At 53.6% G+C, this 16,688-nt stretch carries 16 protein-coding genes; 14 read left to right on the top strand and 2 right to left on the bottom strand.

The genetic code is table 11. The features are described from left to right. The first annotated feature begins 193 nt into the window (after nt 1–193). From trmB to KUO20_RS13070, 5 genes are all read left to right on the top strand, one after another. Nucleotides 194–859: a tRNA (guanine(46)-N(7))-methyltransferase TrmB gene (gene trmB / locus KUO20_RS13090; protein WP_235040287.1), complete on the top strand. Its 666-nt coding sequence runs from the start codon at nt 194–196 to the stop codon at nt 857–859. Then, nucleotides 856–2,334: a D-alanyl-D-alanine carboxypeptidase/D-alanyl-D-alanine endopeptidase gene (gene dacB, locus KUO20_RS13085; protein WP_235040286.1), complete on the top strand. Its 1,479-nt coding sequence runs from the start codon at nt 856–858 to the stop codon at nt 2,332–2,334. Before trmB ends, dacB begins: the two co-directional genes overlap by 4 nt. Before the next feature lie 34 nt (nt 2,335–2,368). Then, nucleotides 2,369–2,740 carry a diacylglycerol kinase gene (locus KUO20_RS13080; protein WP_096278136.1) on the top strand — a complete coding sequence of 124 codons (372 nt, stop codon included), beginning with the start codon at nt 2,369–2,371 and terminating at the stop codon, nt 2,738–2,740. Nucleotides 2,741–2,826: 86 nt separating this feature from the next. Further along, nucleotides 2,827–5,799: a bifunctional [glutamate--ammonia ligase]-adenylyl-L-tyrosine phosphorylase/[glutamate--ammonia-ligase] adenylyltransferase gene (glnE, locus tag KUO20_RS13075; protein WP_235040285.1), complete on the top strand. Its 2,973-nt coding sequence runs from the start codon at nt 2,827–2,829 to the stop codon at nt 5,797–5,799. A 67-nt stretch (nt 5,800–5,866) separates the two neighbouring features. Continuing rightward, nucleotides 5,867–6,763, top strand: a complete 897-nt coding sequence (locus KUO20_RS13070) for an AEC family transporter (protein WP_235040284.1) — start codon at nt 5,867–5,869, stop codon at nt 6,761–6,763. A gap of 72 nt (nt 6,764–6,835) precedes the next feature. Here KUO20_RS13070 and KUO20_RS13065 read toward each other — a convergent pair whose 3' ends face one another. Continuing rightward, entirely contained in the window at nt 6,836–7,192 is a 357-nt protein-coding gene (locus KUO20_RS13065; RefSeq protein ID WP_235040283.1) for a hypothetical protein, read from the bottom strand. A gap of 324 nt (nt 7,193–7,516) precedes the next feature. On the opposite strand from KUO20_RS13065, the gene KUO20_RS13060 reads away from it, so the two are divergent. The 8 genes from KUO20_RS13060 (at nt 7,517) to KUO20_RS13025 (ending at nt 15,431) form a co-directional block, all read left to right on the top strand. Continuing rightward, nucleotides 7,517–8,479 carry a metal ABC transporter solute-binding protein, Zn/Mn family gene (locus KUO20_RS13060; RefSeq protein WP_235040282.1) on the top strand — a complete coding sequence of 321 codons (963 nt, stop codon included), beginning with the start codon at nt 7,517–7,519 and terminating at the stop codon, nt 8,477–8,479. Between the two features lie 33 nt (nt 8,480–8,512). Next, entirely contained in the window at nt 8,513–9,292 is a 780-nt protein-coding gene (locus KUO20_RS13055; RefSeq protein ID WP_235040281.1) for a metal ABC transporter ATP-binding protein, read from the top strand. 2 nt (nt 9,293–9,294) lie between these two features. Further along, the gene (locus tag KUO20_RS13050; RefSeq protein WP_235040280.1) at nt 9,295–10,425 is read left to right on the top strand and encodes a metal ABC transporter permease; all 1,131 of its coding nucleotides are present in this window, start codon (nt 9,295–9,297) and stop codon (nt 10,423–10,425) included. Further along, a complete protein-coding gene (locus KUO20_RS13045) occupies nt 10,425–11,330 on the top strand; it encodes a metal ABC transporter permease (protein ID WP_235040279.1) in 906 nt (301 codons plus the stop codon). The genes KUO20_RS13050 and KUO20_RS13045 overlap by 1 nt, the downstream gene beginning before the upstream one ends. A 160-nt stretch (nt 11,331–11,490) precedes the next feature. After that, complete coding sequence (locus KUO20_RS13040; RefSeq protein WP_235040278.1) at nt 11,491–13,113, top strand: BCCT family transporter; 1,623 nt, start codon at nt 11,491–11,493, stop codon at nt 13,111–13,113. Nucleotides 13,114–13,209: 96 nt separating this feature from the next. Beyond that, nucleotides 13,210–13,380: a hypothetical protein gene (locus KUO20_RS13035; protein ID WP_235040277.1), complete on the top strand. Its 171-nt coding sequence runs from the start codon at nt 13,210–13,212 to the stop codon at nt 13,378–13,380. A 132-nt stretch (nt 13,381–13,512) separates the two neighbouring features. Continuing rightward, nucleotides 13,513–14,862 carry an MFS transporter gene (locus KUO20_RS13030; protein ID WP_235040276.1) on the top strand — a complete coding sequence of 450 codons (1,350 nt, stop codon included), beginning with the start codon at nt 13,513–13,515 and terminating at the stop codon, nt 14,860–14,862. A 53-nt stretch (nt 14,863–14,915) separates the two neighbouring features. After that, nucleotides 14,916–15,431, top strand: coding sequence for a retropepsin-like aspartic protease family protein (locus KUO20_RS13025; protein ID WP_235040275.1), 516 nt, complete (start codon nt 14,916–14,918; stop codon nt 15,429–15,431). Between the two features lie 130 nt (nt 15,432–15,561). Here the strand turns inward: KUO20_RS13025 and KUO20_RS13020 are convergent, their stop codons facing one another. Continuing rightward, a complete protein-coding gene (locus tag KUO20_RS13020; protein WP_235040274.1) occupies nt 15,562–15,702 on the bottom strand; it encodes a hypothetical protein in 141 nt (46 codons plus the stop codon). 227 nt (nt 15,703–15,929) lie between these two features. Between KUO20_RS13020 and KUO20_RS13015 the strand changes: the two genes are divergently transcribed. Next, complete coding sequence (locus tag KUO20_RS13015) at nt 15,930–16,688, top strand: response regulator (protein WP_273543180.1); 759 nt, start codon at nt 15,930–15,932, stop codon at nt 16,686–16,688.

Raw genomic sequence — 16,688 nt, 5'->3', positions numbered from 1 at the left:
AAGTGTGACAAGCCGGGTTCCTCGTGGTGCGATGGTGGTAATAACGGTTTTTGGCAATACTCGGACCGTATAATGACCAGAGTCATGCGCTTCATATGCAATTAAGGCGTGATGATAGCACCGGGCGCGCAATGGCGTCATGCCGCAAGCGTTCTAGACTGATAGAATCACGGCTTTTCAGCCGAGAGATGGCATGCAGCATAATTCTCGATCAGTGACCTCTAATCAACCTGGCCCTCATCACGACCTGGCGCGCCAAGTCAGCCGAGCGTTAGCGTACCCGCTGCGCAAGCCGATTGCCGAGCATACCAAGCACAGTTTTGCGCAGGCGGCCGAGTGGTTTCAGGCCCGCCAAGCGCCGCTGATACTTGATTCGGGCTGCGGTGTAGGACTATCGACACGTCAACTGGCACTCCAGTTCCCAACCCGAGCGGTGATAGGCGTTGATCGTAGTGAAAGTCGGTTAGGGCGTGATCACGGCGATCTGCCTGCGAACGCTCTGCTGGTGCGAGCAGACCTTGTCGATTTCTGGCGCCTTGCCCACCAGGCTGGCTGGGCACCCGAGCGGCACTATCTGCTTTACCCTAATCCTTACCCTAAGTCTGGCCACCTTAAAATGCGCTGGCATGGTCATCCTATTTTACCCACACTGTTGGCCCTTGGGGGATGCCTTGAGTTGCGCTCTAACTGGCCAATATACGTTGAAGAGTTTGCTTTAGCGGTTGCTCAGGTGACCGGTAGGCAGTCGAGCGTTGCCGAAATTTCCCCCACCGTTGATTATTTAACCCCGTTTGAAGCTAAGTATGCGCAAAGCGGCCAGGCGCTGTGGCGTTTACGCGTTGATTTGGAGCGAACATGACGCATTTTTTTAACCTAGCTGCGCGTCTGCAGCGTGGTATTTCTGTTGTTAGCATCACCACCGCGGCACTGCTGGCCAGTTCCCCGCTGCTTGCCGACTTTAATCGCTTAGGGCAATTAGCAGATAAAGGCTTTTCGATCAGCGCTGAAGCGCGCCTGCTAGACGCTGATTCAAACGTCAATGCGCTGCTAGGCAGCTTGAACCCTGAACGTCAGATGTCGCCGGCGTCGGTGACCAAGACGTATCTGGCCGCGGCGGCGCTGAATCGTTTTGGCCCCCAGCATCGCTTTACTAGTCAATTAGTGAGTTCTGGCCGGGTGGATAATGGTGTGCTGCGCGGTGATTTAGTATTTGAGGGTGGGGGAGATCCGGGCCTGACCACTGAAAATTTATGGCGCTTGGTGCAACGTTTGCACTTAGCGGGGGTTCGCGACGTTGACGGTGCATTGGTGGTTAGCCAGTGGCGCTTTGGGCCTGTCGATTGCATTACCACTGACCGCTGCAATGCCCTGACCCAGGTCACTAACGCCTATAGCGCACCGCTTTCTTCGGCAGGCGTTGATTTCGGCACCTGGTGCGTTAATGTTGCCCCTGCCGCCGTTGCCGGTGAACCTGCACGCGTTGGCCTATGCGACAGCCAGGCACCGCTGATCACCATTGATAATCAGGTGACGACTCGCCCGGCGAACAGCGGCACAGAGATAAGTGCTGAAAGGGTGACGGATGAACGCGGCGATGTCATGCGTCTCACCGGGCAGATTTCAACCAATGCCAGCGCCCAGGATATCTATCGTGGTGCGGGCGATGCGGCTGAAAAAACCGCACAAGTATTGCTGAGTATGCTTAATCAGGCGGGTATTCAAGTGCGTGAACCGTGGCGGGTTAGCTCCACCCAGCCGCCCAGCACGGCCCAGCGATTGGCGGCGATTGACGGTCAGCCGCTGCAAGAAATACTGCTGCGCATCATGAATTACTCCAATAATTATATGGCTGATGTGCTGGCGCTGGATCTAGTCGAGACGCCACAAGCGCAGCTGCGCCAAGCGGGCCAAGCGGTCGCAGCATACGCTCAGGGTCTGCCTGGGCACGGGCCGTTAACGCTATACAGCGGCAGTGGGCTAACGACGGAAAATCGGACGTCTGCGCAGGGTGTGAACGTGATGCTAGAGGACATGTTTCGTCAGAGCGCTCTGTTTCCAAGCTTTGTCGCGGCGTTTCAATCGCCGGCTAATGGGGTGATGCGTTTTATTCGGCGTGGTTCAGCGACGTTTCAAAACAATGTCATGTTAAAAACAGGTACGCTAAACCAGCCGTTCGCGGTTCGCGCTGCTGCGGGTTACTTTCGTACGGCACAAGGGCGCTGGGGAGTGTTTAGTGTTCTGGTCAACGGTAACGGCAGTACGCCTTATCTAAGCTGGTCCGAGGTGCTGGATCCGCTGTCTCTTGACCTAGATGCAATGATTTTAGCGAACTGATTCAACTTTACGCTCACAAGGTGAGGCAACGTGTATGAAACCAGGGCATACCGGCTTAACACATTTGGTTCACTCCACGCGTTATTCATGGAAAGGCCTTAAAGCCGCGTTTAGAAACGAATCGGCTTTTCGTCAGGAAGTGGGCATCACGGCGGTTATGCTGCCGTTTGCCTGGTGGATTGGTGAAGGCCCCGTTAGCTGGTTGCTGCTAGTGGGAAGCCTGTTTTTGGTGCTGATAGTAGAGCTGCTCAACAGTGCGATTGAAAACGTGGTCGATCGCATTGGCACCGAGCACCACGAGCTTTCTGGGCGGGCTAAGGACATTGGCTCTGCGGCGGTTATGCTGTCGCTGATTATGGCCGGACTTACCTGGGGGCTGTTAGGTTGGGAAAAATTCTATAGCTAAGTCGGGGTTGGAAGGCCAAGTTTAATAACTAGCTAACTAGACGAACTTTTTCAACGCCGATAAACGTGCTTGGCAGCGAGGTGATTATGCAAGTGAACAACGATTTCTTACCGTTGTCGACGCTGCCAGCGTCGTTACAAACAGTGGCCAAATCTGCTTGGCAGCGCTTGGTTGAGGCGCTCGCCCAGGCTGATAATGTCGCCGAGATGACCCAGCAGGAGCTGCCCTCAAGTAGCTGGCAGGGGCTTTCTGAGGCCCGCCGCGAGGCCTTGTCCAGAGTGCTGTCGATCTCAACGTTCCTTGTGGATAGCCTCGCCCGATACCCGCACTGGCTGACTGAGCTTGATATCGCCGGCGAGCTAGACGCAAACCCAGGGCGCGAAGCGCTGGAAAACTGGCTGAACGAGTCGCTTGAGCGGATCGATGACGAAGAAGGTATGCAGCGAGTAATACGCCGTTTTCGCCGTCAACGCATGCTGGGCATTATCTGGCGTGATCTTAACCGAGTGCCCAACCACACCATGTGGGATACCGCCACGGCGGTGTCTGAGCTTGCCGAACTATGCCTTGAAGCTGCGTTAACCTGGCTTGAGCAGTTTTACGCCACGCGCTGGGGCACGCCCGCTCCACGCAAAGACGGAACGCCCCAGCGGCTGGTCATTTTGGGGATGGGCAAGCTGGGGGCCGGGGAGCTTAACCTTTCCTCTGATATCGACCTTATCTTTGCTTTCCCTGAAAAAGGCGAAACCCAGGGCGGGCGCAAGCCGCTGGAGCATCAGGAATATTTTACTAAGCTGGGCCAAAAGCTGATTGCCGCGCTGGATGCTATGACCGCGGATGGTTTTGCCTTCCGCGTTGATATGCGCCTGCGGCCACTCGGCGATGGCGGCCCGCTAGTAGGCAGCTTTGCGATGCTTTCCAGCTACTACCAAGATCAGGGCCGCGAGTGGGAACGCTACGCGATGCTGAAGGCGCGCCCGGTGGCAGGCGATGTAGAGGCAGGGCGTGAACTGCTAGCGGGCCTGCGCCCCTTTGTGTATCGCCGCTACCTTGATTTCGGCGCGATTGAGTCACTGCGCGAGCTAAAGGCGATGATTAACCGCGAAGTAAAGCGCAAAGGTATGCAGAGCAACATTAAGCTTGGCCCCGGCGGTATTCGCGAGGTTGAGTTCGTGGTGCAGGCCTTTCAGCTGATTCGCGGCGGCCGCGATACGGAGCTGCAGGTGACGTCGCTGAAAACCGCGCTCAACCGGCTGCCTGAGCTAGGCCTGCTGCCTCAAACGGTGGTTGATGAGCTACTGCCCGATTACGCTTTTTTACGCGATATTGAGCACGCACTTCAAGCGCTGGAAGATCGCCAGACACAAACCTTGCCTAGCGATGATAGCGATCGTGAGCGAGTGGCCTTTGCCATGGGCCACGAAGATTGGTCTGGCTTGATGGCGCAGCTTGATGAAGTGCGTGAACGGGTGCGCCAACACTTTGATGCGGTGATCGCGGATCCTGAAGACGATGTTGACGATGCCAATGACGCCAGCCAGCTGGGTTTGGCTCAGTGGCGGCTAATGTGGCGCGGTGAGTTAGAGGCAGACGAAGCCATTACGCATCTGACCGAGGCAGGTTTTCATGAGCCAGAAAAAGCCCTGAGACGGCTGCAGAGCCTTTATCACTCGCGCCAAGTACAAAGCATGCAGCGAATTGGCTTTGAGCGGCTGGACGCATTAATGCCGCTGTTATTAGATGCCGTGGCGAGTAACGATGCGCCGGATACGGCCCTGGTACGCGTGCAGCCGCTGATTGAAGCCGTCTTGCGGCGTACCGCTTACCTTGCACTCTTGCGCGAAAACCCGCATGCGCTTGAGCACCTTATGCACCTGTGTGCCGCCAGCCCCTGGATCGCCGAACAGCTGTCGCGCTATCCCATTTTGCTCGACGAGCTGTTAACCCCGGAGACGCTATATACGCCCGCCGATAAGGCGCGCCTGGCGGACGAGCTGCGCCAAACGCTGAACCGCTTGCCCGAAGATGATGAAGAGGCGCAGCTAGAGGCGCTGCGTGTCTTTAAGCATGCCAAAAAGCTGCACGTTGCCGCCTCCGATATTGCCGGTACTCGGCATTTGATGAAAGTGAGTGATTACTTAACCTTTATTGCCGAGGTGATTCTTGATGCGGTGCTAGCGATGGCGTGGAAGCACATTACGCGTAAGCACGGCGTGCCTGAGGGGCTCAATGCCAGTGAAGCCGAGTTTCTAATTATTGGCTACGGCAAGCTGGGCGGCATTGAGCTGGGCTACAGCTCCGATTTAGACCTGGTGTTTTTGCATGATAGCGACGGCAAAGGCGCGACTGACGGCCCAAGGCCCATTGATACGGCGATGTTTTTTACCCGCCTGGGTCAGCGCATTATTCACCTGCTGACGGCCGTAACGCCAGCGGGCAGTCTTTATGAGGTTGATATGCGCCTGCGACCCTCGGGCAACTCAGGGCTATTGGTCACATCATTGAAAGCCTTTGCTGATTACCAGCATCAAAATGCCTGGACCTGGGAGCATCAGGCATTAGTGCGCGCACGGGTCGTGGCTGGAAGCGATTTACTCGCCGAAAAATTTGGCAAGCTTCGGGGCGATATCTTATCTCGTCAGCGTGATAACGCCGCGCTGCGAGACGAAGTTGTCAAAATGCGTCAAAAAATGCGCGATCATCTGGGCAGTAAAGCCACCAGCGATACGTTCAATGTTAAGCACGATGCGGGCGGGATGGTCGACATCGAGTTTCTGTGCCAGTACGCGGTGTTAGCGCTTGCTAACCAAACCCCTGCGCTGCTGACCTACAGTGATAATATTCGGATTTTAGAGAGCCTGACCGAGAGTGGGTACTTACCTTCCGATGAGGCGGAGCGTCTTCGAGAAGCCTATCTTGCTTACCGTAGCGCTACTCATCGTGCGGCGCTGACCGGTGAAAAAGCGCTCAGCGATGGTGAGGAATTTCGCCATCAGCGTGAAATAGTGACGGCCCTTTGGCAGCGTTTTCTTGAGCCGTCCATGGCTGACAATCTCTAATCAACCGTCGCTATCAACATAATTTGGAAGAATAAATGATGCCAAGGCGTAAGGCAGGGCGAGCCACATGATTGGGCATATTTTGGGCACTCTGCTTCCGGTATTTTTGATCGCCGGCTGTGGCGTTGTTTACGGGCGCTATCGCACGCCGGATATTCGTAGCCTCAATACGCTGAACATGGAGCTGTTCGTTCCCCTGCTAGTGTTTGCCGTGCTGGCCGACCGCCAAGCGCCGCTAGCCGATTACGCTTGGCTCGCCACGGCGGCGGTTGCGGTGGTGCTGGGGTCAGGGCTGGTGCTGTGGCCACTGGCTAAATGGCTATCGCTAGACATCAAAATCTTCCTACCCCCGATGATGTTTAACAATGCAGGCAATATGGGCGTGCCGCTACTAGTGCTGGCCTTTGGCCCTGAGGCGCTGCCTGCGGCGGTCGTGGTGTTTATTGTCGAAATGCTGCTGCATTTTTCGGTAGGGATTTATATGCTCAATCCACGTACGTCGCTGTGGCGAATACTGCGCATGCCGATTGTATTGGCGAGTTTGGCGGGTTTAGCCGTGAATCTTGGTAACTTCCCGCTGCCGAGCTGGCTGCTAGAGGCCATGCATATGCTGGGCGGAGTATGTATTCCGCTTATGCTGTTTGCATTAGGGGTTCGGCTGCTGGAAATCGACTTTAGCGATTGGCGCACGGGTATGCTAGGGGCCGTGCTGTGTCCACTTTCCGGATTAGTGATTGCGTTACCGTTAATGTGGCTGCTGCCACTGAATGCACTGCAGATGGCCGTGCTACTAGTGTTCGCAGCAATGCCGCCTGCGGTGTTGAATTACTTGGTTGCAGAACAATACCAGCTGGCACCGCACAAGGTAGCCTCGCTGGTACTGATTGGTAATTTGGGGAGTTTGGTCGTAATGCCGCTAACGTTAGCCGCGGCATTTACCTGGATATATGCACCCGTGTCATAAAAAAGCGCCACGCACGGTGGCTAATAGCGATGTCTTGCGCTGAAATGCCTGGCGCTTAAAGTGACAAAATAACTAGCGATCATCTTTGACTTCATAACTACCGTCTAACGCGTCCTGATGGCCTGGGCGCTGTGATGACGTATGTGGATTAGCGTAGCCGCCACCGATGTCTTGCGCTTGTTCAGCGCGCATTTGCTCCATGCGCTTTTTCATCTTATGGCGCATAAACGGCATCATTGCCCAGCCAATCAATAAGAAAAACAGACCAAGCACCACGCCGACTATCATCAGCGCGCCAAACGCCAGCCATGTGAAAAGCAGCTTTAAACTGCCTGCTAAACCGGTGGGCTGAGTTTGCGCTGCACGGGCGCGCCATTGATTAGCCGCTTGCCATGCAGCGTTACGTTGGTCGCGATTCATCTGTGGCATTAGAGCCTCCATCATTGACTTGCACCATTGAGTGCACAGTACGCTTTGGAGGCCAGCTTGGCTAATAAGTTCACCTCGATATGTCGGTCGTTTACAGAGAGACGTTTCGCTTTCTTAAGGGCATCGTTTTATCGTAAAGTTAGCCATTGCTATGTTTGTTTCCATGTGTGAATATAAATTGCATAAGCTTATCTTGTTGCAGGCTGTCGACTAGCCTCGACGTTCTGGTTTCAGCATCGATACCCCTATAGATGGGTTTAGAGAGCTAAGTTTTAAGCGACATGCTTTGAAAACAGGTTTTGACATTCTTGGGGGAAGAGAGCGATGAAGCGAGCAGTGGCTTTACTGGGGATGATGTCCTTTGCACCCTTAATTTCAGCCAATGAATCACCATTAAACGTGGCGACGACGATTGGCATGATTGCCGACGTCGCCCAGGAAATCGGTGGCCAATGCGTTGAAGTAGAGGCGATGATGGGCCCTGGCGTTGATCCGCACCTGTATCAAGCAAATGCCAGCGATGTCGCCATGCTGAGACAGGCAGAGCAAATTCTCTATGCCGGTTATTCTTTGGAAGGCCAGCTAGGCGCTGTGCTGGAAAATTTTTCGCACAATAAACCGACGTTAGCGGTAGGGCCTTCAGGTATTGATCCTGCTGAGCTGATGACGTCTCAAGATGTGTATGGCATTGACCCTCATTTATGGATGGACGTTTCGCTTTGGGCGCAAACGATACCTGCAATCAGCGACGCTTTCACGGCAGCAAGACCTGAGTGCCAGGCATCCATTGAAACCAATGCCGCGAAATACGAAGAGCAGCTGAACGCGCTGCATGCGTGGGTGGCTGAAAGCATTGAAAGTATTCCAGAGCGTCGGCGTATCTTAGTAACCGCCCATGATGCCTTTGGCTATTATGGACGCGCCTACGGTATTGAGGTCGAAGGCATTCAAGGGATTAGCACTCAAACTGAAACCGGCATCGCTGATATTCGTAGCATGACCGATGTGGTGGTTGAGCGTGAAGTTCCCGCGATTTTTGTAGAAAGCACGATTAATCCCCGCACCATTCAGGCGGTCATTGAGGCAGCCCGCCAGCGTGGGCATGAGGTTGCTATCGGCGGCGAGCTGTATTCCGATGCAATGGGCGATGCCAATAGCGCAGACGGTACTTATATCGGCATGATCTACGCCAATACTCGGCATATCGTAGAGGCGTTGGGAGGCAGCTTAGCGCCTATGCCAGACGCGCTTTCTGAATGGGCGGGGCGCTGGGAGATAGCCGAGTGAATGCACGCAACAGTTTAGCCGCGGAGAGCGTTTATGGTGCGTGATGAGCGTATCGCGTTAAGTGTTAACGATTTGACGGTCAGCTATCACAGCCAGCCCGTGCTGTGGGATATCAATATCGATATTCCCTCAGGTGTTATGGCCGGTATTGTCGGGCCCAACGGCGCTGGCAAAAGCACGCTGATTAAGAGCCTACTGGGCCTGGTACCTTCACTTTCCGGTGAAGCCTTTATAGACGGGAAATCGTATAAGTCGCAACGCAAGCGCGTGGGCTATGTGCCCCAGCGTTCAAGCGTCGACTGGGATTTTCCGACTACCGCTCTCGATGTGGTGACAATGGGCCTATATGGCCGGCTGGGGTGGTTTAAGCGGCCTGGACGCAAGGAGCGCCAAGAGTCACTTGAGGCGCTCGATATGGTGGGGATGCGCGCGCTGGCGGATCGCCAAATCAGTCAGCTGTCGGGTGGCCAACAGCAGCGGGTTTTTCTCGCGCGCGCCCTGGTTCAGAAGGCGGATGTCTATTTTCTTGATGAGCCAATGGCCGGCGTTGATGCGACCACCGAGCGTGCCATTATCGATATCTTGCGGCGTTTACGTGATGAAGGTAAGACCTTGATTGTGGTTCATCACGACCTGCAAACAGTGCGCCGTTATTTTGACTGGCTGCTGCTGTTGAATGTTAGCGTTGTGGCGATGGGTAATGTTGATGACGTCTTTACCGCCGATAACCTACGCAAAGCCTATGGTGGCCAGATTGCTCTGTTAGATGACAGCAATGCACTGATGTTTGCTGCCTCGAAAAGGAATAACTGACGGTGCAGTGGCTAAGCATTTTTCACGACTATACGTTTCAAAACGTAGTGATTGGGGCCGCGTTGTTAGGCCTGATTAGCGGTCCGCTGGGCAGTTTTGCAGTGCTGCGACGCCAAAGCCTGCTAGGCGATGCTATTTCTCATGCGGCGCTGCCGGGCGTTTGCCTGGGGTTTATTATCGCGGGCAGCCGCCAGATGGGCAGCATTATTGTCGGTGCTATGGTGACGGGCGCCTTAGCCGCGCTCTTGATGCTTGCGTTAACGCGCATGAGTAGGCTTAAAACGGATGCCAGTATCGGTATCTGTTTGAGCATCTTTTTTGCCATAGGCGTAGTGCTGCTCACCTATATTCAAGGCAGCAATAACGCATCGCAAGCTGGATTAGAGTCCTTTCTTTTTGGCCAAGCCGCCGCGACGCTGCGCTCAGATTTATGGCTGATGGGGGGCATTACGTTGTTTTCATTGACGCTACTTAGCGTTTTGTGGAAACAAGCTAAGCTGGTGACGTTTGACCCGGAGTTTGCGCATACCCTGGGGCTGCCGGTGTCGTTGATAGAAGTGCTGCTGACCACCATGGTGACGCTGGCAGTGGTGGTTGGCCTACAAATGGTAGGTGTGGTGTTAATGGCCGCCATGATTGTGGCGCCCGCCGTTGCTGCCCGCCAATGGAGCCGTCATTTAGGCGCCATGGTGTTTATTGCCGCCGGTGTCGGCGTGGTAAGCGGTGTCTCTGGAGCATCGATTAGCGCGCTGTCACGCGGGTTAGCAACGGGGCCTCTGATTATTCTATCGGCGTCTATTATTGTGCTGCTTTCACTAGCGATAGCGCCCCAGCGAGGACTTTTGTGGGGGCTGCTTCAGCATCTTAGCCAGCAGTCTCAGCTGCGCCGTCGGCAAATTCTTTATACCCTCTATAAAACCCAGTCAACGCGGGACCAAGAGTCTCACGGCCTGCCGTTTAGGCTGAATTTTTCCGCCGCGGTAGCGCTTTGGCAGCTGCGCCAACGAGGGTTGTTAGTCAGCCAGAAGACGAATCGCCTGCCAATGTTAGCGGGGCGTCGCTGGTCGTTAACGTCATTGGGCGTTCGCGAAGCACAAAGCGTGATGGCTGAATTGAATGGGAAGATCACCTGATGCTGGACGTGTTTTTCAGTAGCATCGAGCTACAGATAATGGCCGTTGGCGCGCTAGTGGGCATTGCGTCATCCGCCGTTGGGACTTTTCTAGTGCTCCGCGGGAATAGCATGCTAACCGATGCGATCAGCCATTCCATTGTCTTTGGGATTGTCATTGTGTGGCTGCTAACGCATCAGCAAAGTGGTTGGTTTCAGCTGGTGGGAGCAGCGCTGACAGGCCTGCTCACGGTGTTTTTAACGGAGCTTTTGGCCAATACTAAACGCGTTAAACAAGATGCGGCCATTGGCCTTGTCTTTCCTGCGCTATTTTCGATCGGCGTGCTGCTATTAAATCTGTATGCCAACGATGTTCATATCGATACCCACACGGTGTTACTCGGTGAGATTGGCTTTATATGGCTGGATATCACCACCATAGCTGGATACAACGTGCCGCAAGCCCTGGTGTCGATGGGTATCGTGACTGCGGTTAATTACCTGTTTATTATATTGTTTTATAAAGAGCTAAAGCTGGCGACGTTTGATCCTGCGCTGGCTAAAACGCTGGGCTTTGCCCCGAGTATCCTTTTTTATGCGCTTCTGATGCTGACCAGTACCACCGCCGTCGCTGCTTTTGATGCGGTAGGTGCCGTGCTTTTCATTGCCTTTGCCATCGTTCCACCTTCTGCCGCGTATCTGTTAACTGATCGCCTGTGGCTAATGTTTCTAATCGGTGCCTTTATCTCGGTTGCCTCAAGCGTTACCGGCTACTATCTCGCAGTGCGCTGGAACGTCTCGATTGGCGGCATGATGGCGGTAATGACCGGTGCTTTCTTTGTGCTGGCGTTTATCGGCGGCCCGCGTTACGGCATTGTGAGTCAAAAGATCCGCCGTATGAATGCACGGCGTGCGAACGCTCTTTGACACGAGGCGTATCGTTTTTCTAAGAAAATTGCTGATTATCTTGTTATGGGGATGATTTTCGCTTGCCTTGCCTTGAAATGCGCCTGCAATCCTAAAATGTTAGCATTAAGCTGTACACGCACTCACTTGGTGCACAATGCTCATCTAACAGGAAGGTTATATGGCCAATCATGGAGGCAAGTCGGTTTTCATCGCATCGGTGGTGATTATCTTAGGCTTGGTAATTGTGGGAGCGTCGTTTCCTGAAGGTTTTGCAAGCCTCGCAGAAGGGGCGTTATCTACGGTTACCGAGGTTTTTGGCTGGTTTTACTTATTTTCTGTCTTCGGTTTTGTGATTTTTTTATTCGGCTTGGCGCTGAGTAAATATGGCAAGGTTCGCTTAGGGCCGCAGGACAGTCGACCCAGCTATAGCTTTTTCTCATGGATTAGCATGCTGCTGGCTGCGGGGTTTGGCGTAGGTCTGGTTTTTTATGGTATGGCCGAGCCAATGTCTCACTATATTGAACCGCCCTATGGCGATGTCCCCGCTGAGACCGAAGCCGCGGCGCGTTACGCCATCCAGTACAGCTATTTTAACTGGGGGATCCATCAGTGGGCGGCGTTCTCGATCGTGGGTTTGATCATCGCCTACTTTCAGTTTCGTAAAGGGCAGGCCGGCCTTGTCTCTTCTGTGCTTTCGTCGGTCACCGCTAAAAATCCTAAGATACGCCCCTATGCCTCATGGCTAGACGTGTTTGCGGTGGTTGCTACGGTAATGGGCGTTGCTACTTCGCTGGGGCTAGGCGTGCTGCAGATGAACGGTGGCTTAAACGCCGTCTTTGGCCTGCCTGAAAACGGCTTATGGCAGTTTATTATTCTCTTCGTTATGTTCTGCGCCTATATGGCATCCACTTGGTCGGGTTTGGATAAGGGCATTAAGCGCCTCTCTAACCTCAATATGATCTTGTGCATCGGGTTGATGCTGTATGTGCTCATTACTGGCCCTACGCTTGCGATATTGGAAACGATTACCGTGGGTATCGGTGATTACCTGCAGAATTTTATCGGCATGAGCCTGCGAATTTCCCCCTATAGCGATAATGAGTGGGCCAGCACTTGGACAATTTTCTACTGGGCATGGGTTATTGCCTGGTCGCCCTTTGTGGGAACCTTTGTTGCTCGTGTATCCCGTGGTCGTACTATCAAAGAGTATGTGTTTGGGGTGCTGCTAGTGCCGCCGCTGCTGGCCTGTTTATGGATTGGCGTATTTGGCGGTGCGGCGCTGCATATGGAGCTTAATGGTACCAATATCGGCCTAGCCGCAGCGACGCAGAACAATATCACCGCCGCACTGTTCGAAATGTTTGATTTAATGCCATTTTCCGGTGTGCTTTCCGTTGTTGCGATGATGCTAATCTTTATTTTCTTGGTCACGTCGGCTGATTCGGCCTCGTATATTGTGGCGCAAATGACGGATAATGGTTCCATTAATCCGCCGTTGTACAAACGCGTTGTTTGGGGTGTGCTGATTGCCGCTATCTGTTTCACCTTGATAGCGTCGGGAGGGTTAGCCGGGCTTCAATCGGCCGCGGTGCTGTCAGCGCTGCCGTTCACCTTTATTTTGTATATGATGATCTTCGTATTGGTGAAAGAGCTGCGCGCAGATCGTAAAGCCATGCTAACGCAGCTATACCGTCGCCATGGTGATACGCCAGTAGGTGCCGATGCCTTTGAAGCGGAGCTACTGGGTGAAGAAGAGCGACTGCGTCGCGCGCCCAACGTGATTAATCGACGCATTAAATAGTCAGCATCAATAGAGATAAGAAAGCTTTCTATTGCGGGAGCTAGCGTTTAAAGCGCGAGCTATTCAGGAGCAAACCCACATGCAGCAAATATGCTAATGGCTCGGCAAGGACGCCACGGGGCGACGAGAAGGCAGGCTAAACGGCCTGCCTTGTCTAGAGGAATAGCCTTTGATCGCTGGCTTGACCGGATAGTGACTGTTGCGGTGGTGACGGCGATGGTCATTGGTTTTGCCGCGGTTATTGCGCACTGGTTGCTCTACCGTTAGTGATAGTGATAGTGCTTGTTTTGATTTGCCATGCTTTTCGTGACGCCCAGCGATGCTGGGCGTTTGCGTAGCGCTGAAGAATGTTGGCCAAACACCTGCTAGGCTTACGATTCCCCCTGCGAGAGAGACCCAATGCTGCCAGCTAACACTGCTAAGGTGACCGGTGCCTACGCGTCGCGCCGAGAAATCTTCGGCTGGGCGATGTTTGATTTTGCGAACCAAGCCTACACGCTGCTGATTATTACGGTGGTATTTGGCGAGCTTTTTACCACCGTGATTGTCGGGGATCGGGGCGACAACTTCCGGCTCGCTAATTTTTTATGGAGCCTTGGCCTGGCGATCAGCTATTTGATGGTCGTGGTGACGGCGCCACTGTGCGGCGCGATTATGGACTATCGGGCTGAGAAAAAGCGTTTTCTGCTGGTGAGCTATCTAGCCACCGTGGTGACCACGGCGATGCTTTACTTCGTTGAGCCGAGCTACGTCATCATGGGGCTGCTATTAATTGTGCTGTCTAACTACGCCTATTCGATGGGTGAATCATTTATTGCCGCGTTTTTGCCCGAGCTGGGGCCACCGGAGGCGCTGGGTAAAATTTCCGGATTTGGCTGGTCGTTAGGGTACATTGGCGGGCTATTTGCCGCGGGATTCACGCTGGTGGTGCTAGGTGAGGCCAGTGCGGAGAACTTCGAGCGCATTCGTTGGGTGGGCCCCTTTGCCGCCGGGTTTTTTCTGATTACCGCGATTCCTACCTTCCTCTGGCTGAAAGAGCGCGGCACGCCCCAGCCACGCGGTGTCTCTTATCGCCACATTGCCCTGAATCGCGTGATGGTGACGTTTCACGAACTACGCCATTTTAAAGACCTGACCACCTTTTTGATTTCACTGCTTTTCTCAATGGCCGGTGTGTACATCATCATTGCGTTTGCTTTCATCTATGGCGCTCAAGTGATTGGCTGGGACGAAAGTGTGCGCAACATCATGTTCATTATTGTCCAGATTACCGCCGCCGCGGGGGCATTGGGGTTTGGCTGGCTGCAGGATCGACTCGGCGCCAAGCGCACCTATCAAATCACGCTGGCGCTGTGGGTATTAGCCATTATTGCTATATGGGCAACGCCAGAGGTGACGCAATGGGTGAACGGGCGCTTTGAGGTACAGTGGCAGGCTCAATACGTCTTTCTGGTGGTCGGCTGCTTAGCGGGCATGAGTTTGGGCTCTAGCCAATCGGCAAGTCGGGCGCTGGTTGGCTTATTTTCACCGCTGGAAAAGTCAGCGGAATTCTTTGGCTTTTGGGGGCTGGCCAATAAATTAGCGGGCGTGCTGGGCATCGTAATGCTGGGCGTGCTGCAAACGCTGATTGGCCTACAGGCATCTATTTTATTATGCGTTGGCCTGTTCGTTATCGCGATGCTGATTTGTGCCAGAGTCAACGAGCGACGCGGCCGTGAAGCTGCGCTTGCTTGGGAGAGCCAGCGCTAATGGCTATAACGAGAAAGTCTATATAAGACACCGTTACTGCAGTGAGGTGACCTATGGCCACGCAGTCATTACAGCGCGGCGGCATTGGTATGATGCTGTTCTTTTGGATACTGCTAATGGCGGTTGGCACCTGGTGGATACAGGGTGGCCTGGATGCCATGATGCGCCCCAATGCCAACATTGTGCACACGCTGCCAGCGGGCGAGCCTGTCACGTTAAAGCGAAACCGTGCAGGGCACTTCGAGTCTCCAGGGCGCATTAACGGCTCGCCCGTCACTTTTTTACTTGATACTGGCGCCACCTATGTAGCGGTACCCGCCGACTTAGCGGCAGAGTTAGGCTTGGAACCAGGGCGCAGCGCCTGGTTTAATACCGCCAATGGCAGAGTTGAAGGAGCGTTAACGGAGCTGGGCGAGGTGTCGCTGGGAGGGCTCAGCGTACAAAATGTTCAAGGCTCTATTAGCCCGGGGCTGGAGCGAGGTACCGTATTGCTTGGGATGAGTTTTTTGAACCTTTTCTCGATTGAAATGCATGCGGGTGAGATGATTTTGAGACTTCCCGAGCAGTGAATTTCACTTAATTAGGTGACGTTAATATGCATTATAGTGTTACCCTTTTTCCTGCTGGTCAGCTTAATCGCGTGAATAAGTAAAAAGGCAGGCCAGTGATGGCCTGCCTTTTTAATATTATGAGTATTCGTTACTCAGTGGCGTCGCTTGCTTCGCCGGGTGGTGATCTGTAATGCCCGGGAATTTTTAATTTTTCCCCGTTGGGTAGATCGCGTACCTGGGTAGGCACGTACACACGCTTAATGACACTTTTCGTATTATTACTTTTCATGGCAGGTTTCTCCTGTCAGATTGTCGACAGTTAGCGCCTATACAGTAGCCCCCGTGGTTAGGGGAATCAAGTGCCCGGCCACACACAATCGCCAATAAGCGTAATGATTATGACATTAGGGGGTATTTTCATGGTTTTGAGTTATCCTAGAGCTAACAATAGATCATCTGCGTTGATGCTGGGTGACCCGGTGAAAACAAACAGCCTAAGTAGAGTGAGTAAAGAGGATGGTGGATCACTTGGAACAGCAGTTCCAGGCGCTTGAGTCCCAAGCGCCTGTCATGCCTGATTATCCCGATCAAGATCATGTTCTGATCATTGAAGATGATAAGCGCCTTGCCGAGTTAACCCGAGAATATCTGGAAGCGAACGGCTTCCAAGTCTCGTGGGAAGCCGACGGTGCGAAAGCGGTTGATCGTATTTTAACCTTGCAGCCAGACTTAGTTATTTTAGATTTAATGCTGCCAGGCGAAGATGGCTTAGCGATTTGTCGCCGCGTTAGACCCAATTTTGCTGGCCCTATCATGATGCTGACGGCACGCACTGATGACATGGATCAAGTCTTGGGGCTTGAGATGGGGGCCGACGATTATGTACCCAAGCCCGTTCAGCCAAGGGTGCTGCTTGCCCGCATGCGCGCATTACTGCGCCGCGCTGATGGCCCTGCGCCCAATGGCGAAATGCGGCTACGTTTCGAAAACCTGGAAATAGACAATGCGACGCGTGAAGCCTGGCTCTCCGGTGAGCGCATTGATTTAACCAGCGCCGAGTTTGATCTACTTTGGCTGCTCGGTCGCAACGCCGGGCGTGTTCTTACCCGCGAAGAAATCTTCAGCGACTTACGGGGCATTAAGTACGACGGTCAAGATCGGTCGATCGATGTGCGTGTATCACGAATTCGACCCAAAATTGGTGATGATCCTAATCACCCACATCGTATCAAAACGGTTCGTAGTAAAGGCTATCTGTTCGTTAAAGACAGTTAA

Origin of the sequence: Vreelandella profundi (genome assembly GCF_019722725.1) — a bacterium.
Lineage (GTDB): Bacteria > Pseudomonadota > Gammaproteobacteria > Pseudomonadales > Halomonadaceae > Vreelandella > Vreelandella profundi.
This window is presented reverse-complemented; position numbering and strand designations above follow the sequence as displayed.

Excerpts from the sequence above, each read along its gene's own strand:
- trmB (WP_235040287.1), top strand. The coding sequence starts at position 194 with ATGCAGCATAATTCTCGATCAGTGACCTCTAATCAACCTGGCCCTCAT.
- dacB (WP_235040286.1), top strand. The coding sequence starts at position 856 with ATGACGCATTTTTTTAACCTAGCTGCGCGTCTGCAGCGTGGTATTTCT.
- KUO20_RS13080 (WP_096278136.1), top strand. The coding sequence starts at position 2,369 with ATGAAACCAGGGCATACCGGCTTAACACATTTGGTTCACTCCACGCGT.
- glnE (WP_235040285.1), top strand. The coding sequence starts at position 2,827 with ATGCAAGTGAACAACGATTTCTTACCGTTGTCGACGCTGCCAGCGTCG.
- KUO20_RS13070 (WP_235040284.1), top strand. The coding sequence starts at position 5,867 with ATGATTGGGCATATTTTGGGCACTCTGCTTCCGGTATTTTTGATCGCC.
- KUO20_RS13065 (WP_235040283.1), bottom strand. The coding sequence starts at position 7,192 with ATGCCACAGATGAATCGCGACCAACGTAACGCTGCATGGCAAGCGGCT.
- KUO20_RS13060 (WP_235040282.1), top strand. The coding sequence starts at position 7,517 with ATGAAGCGAGCAGTGGCTTTACTGGGGATGATGTCCTTTGCACCCTTA.
- KUO20_RS13055 (WP_235040281.1), top strand. The coding sequence starts at position 8,513 with ATGGTGCGTGATGAGCGTATCGCGTTAAGTGTTAACGATTTGACGGTC.
- KUO20_RS13045 (WP_235040279.1), top strand. The coding sequence starts at position 10,425 with ATGCTGGACGTGTTTTTCAGTAGCATCGAGCTACAGATAATGGCCGTT.
- KUO20_RS13040 (WP_235040278.1), top strand. The coding sequence starts at position 11,491 with ATGGCCAATCATGGAGGCAAGTCGGTTTTCATCGCATCGGTGGTGATT.
- KUO20_RS13035 (WP_235040277.1), top strand. The coding sequence starts at position 13,210 with ATGGCTCGGCAAGGACGCCACGGGGCGACGAGAAGGCAGGCTAAACGG.
- KUO20_RS13030 (WP_235040276.1), top strand. The coding sequence starts at position 13,513 with ATGCTGCCAGCTAACACTGCTAAGGTGACCGGTGCCTACGCGTCGCGC.
- KUO20_RS13025 (WP_235040275.1), top strand. The coding sequence starts at position 14,916 with ATGGCCACGCAGTCATTACAGCGCGGCGGCATTGGTATGATGCTGTTC.
- KUO20_RS13020 (WP_235040274.1), bottom strand. The coding sequence starts at position 15,702 with ATGAAAAGTAATAATACGAAAAGTGTCATTAAGCGTGTGTACGTGCCT.
- KUO20_RS13015 (WP_273543180.1), top strand. The coding sequence starts at position 15,930 with ATGGTGGATCACTTGGAACAGCAGTTCCAGGCGCTTGAGTCCCAAGCG.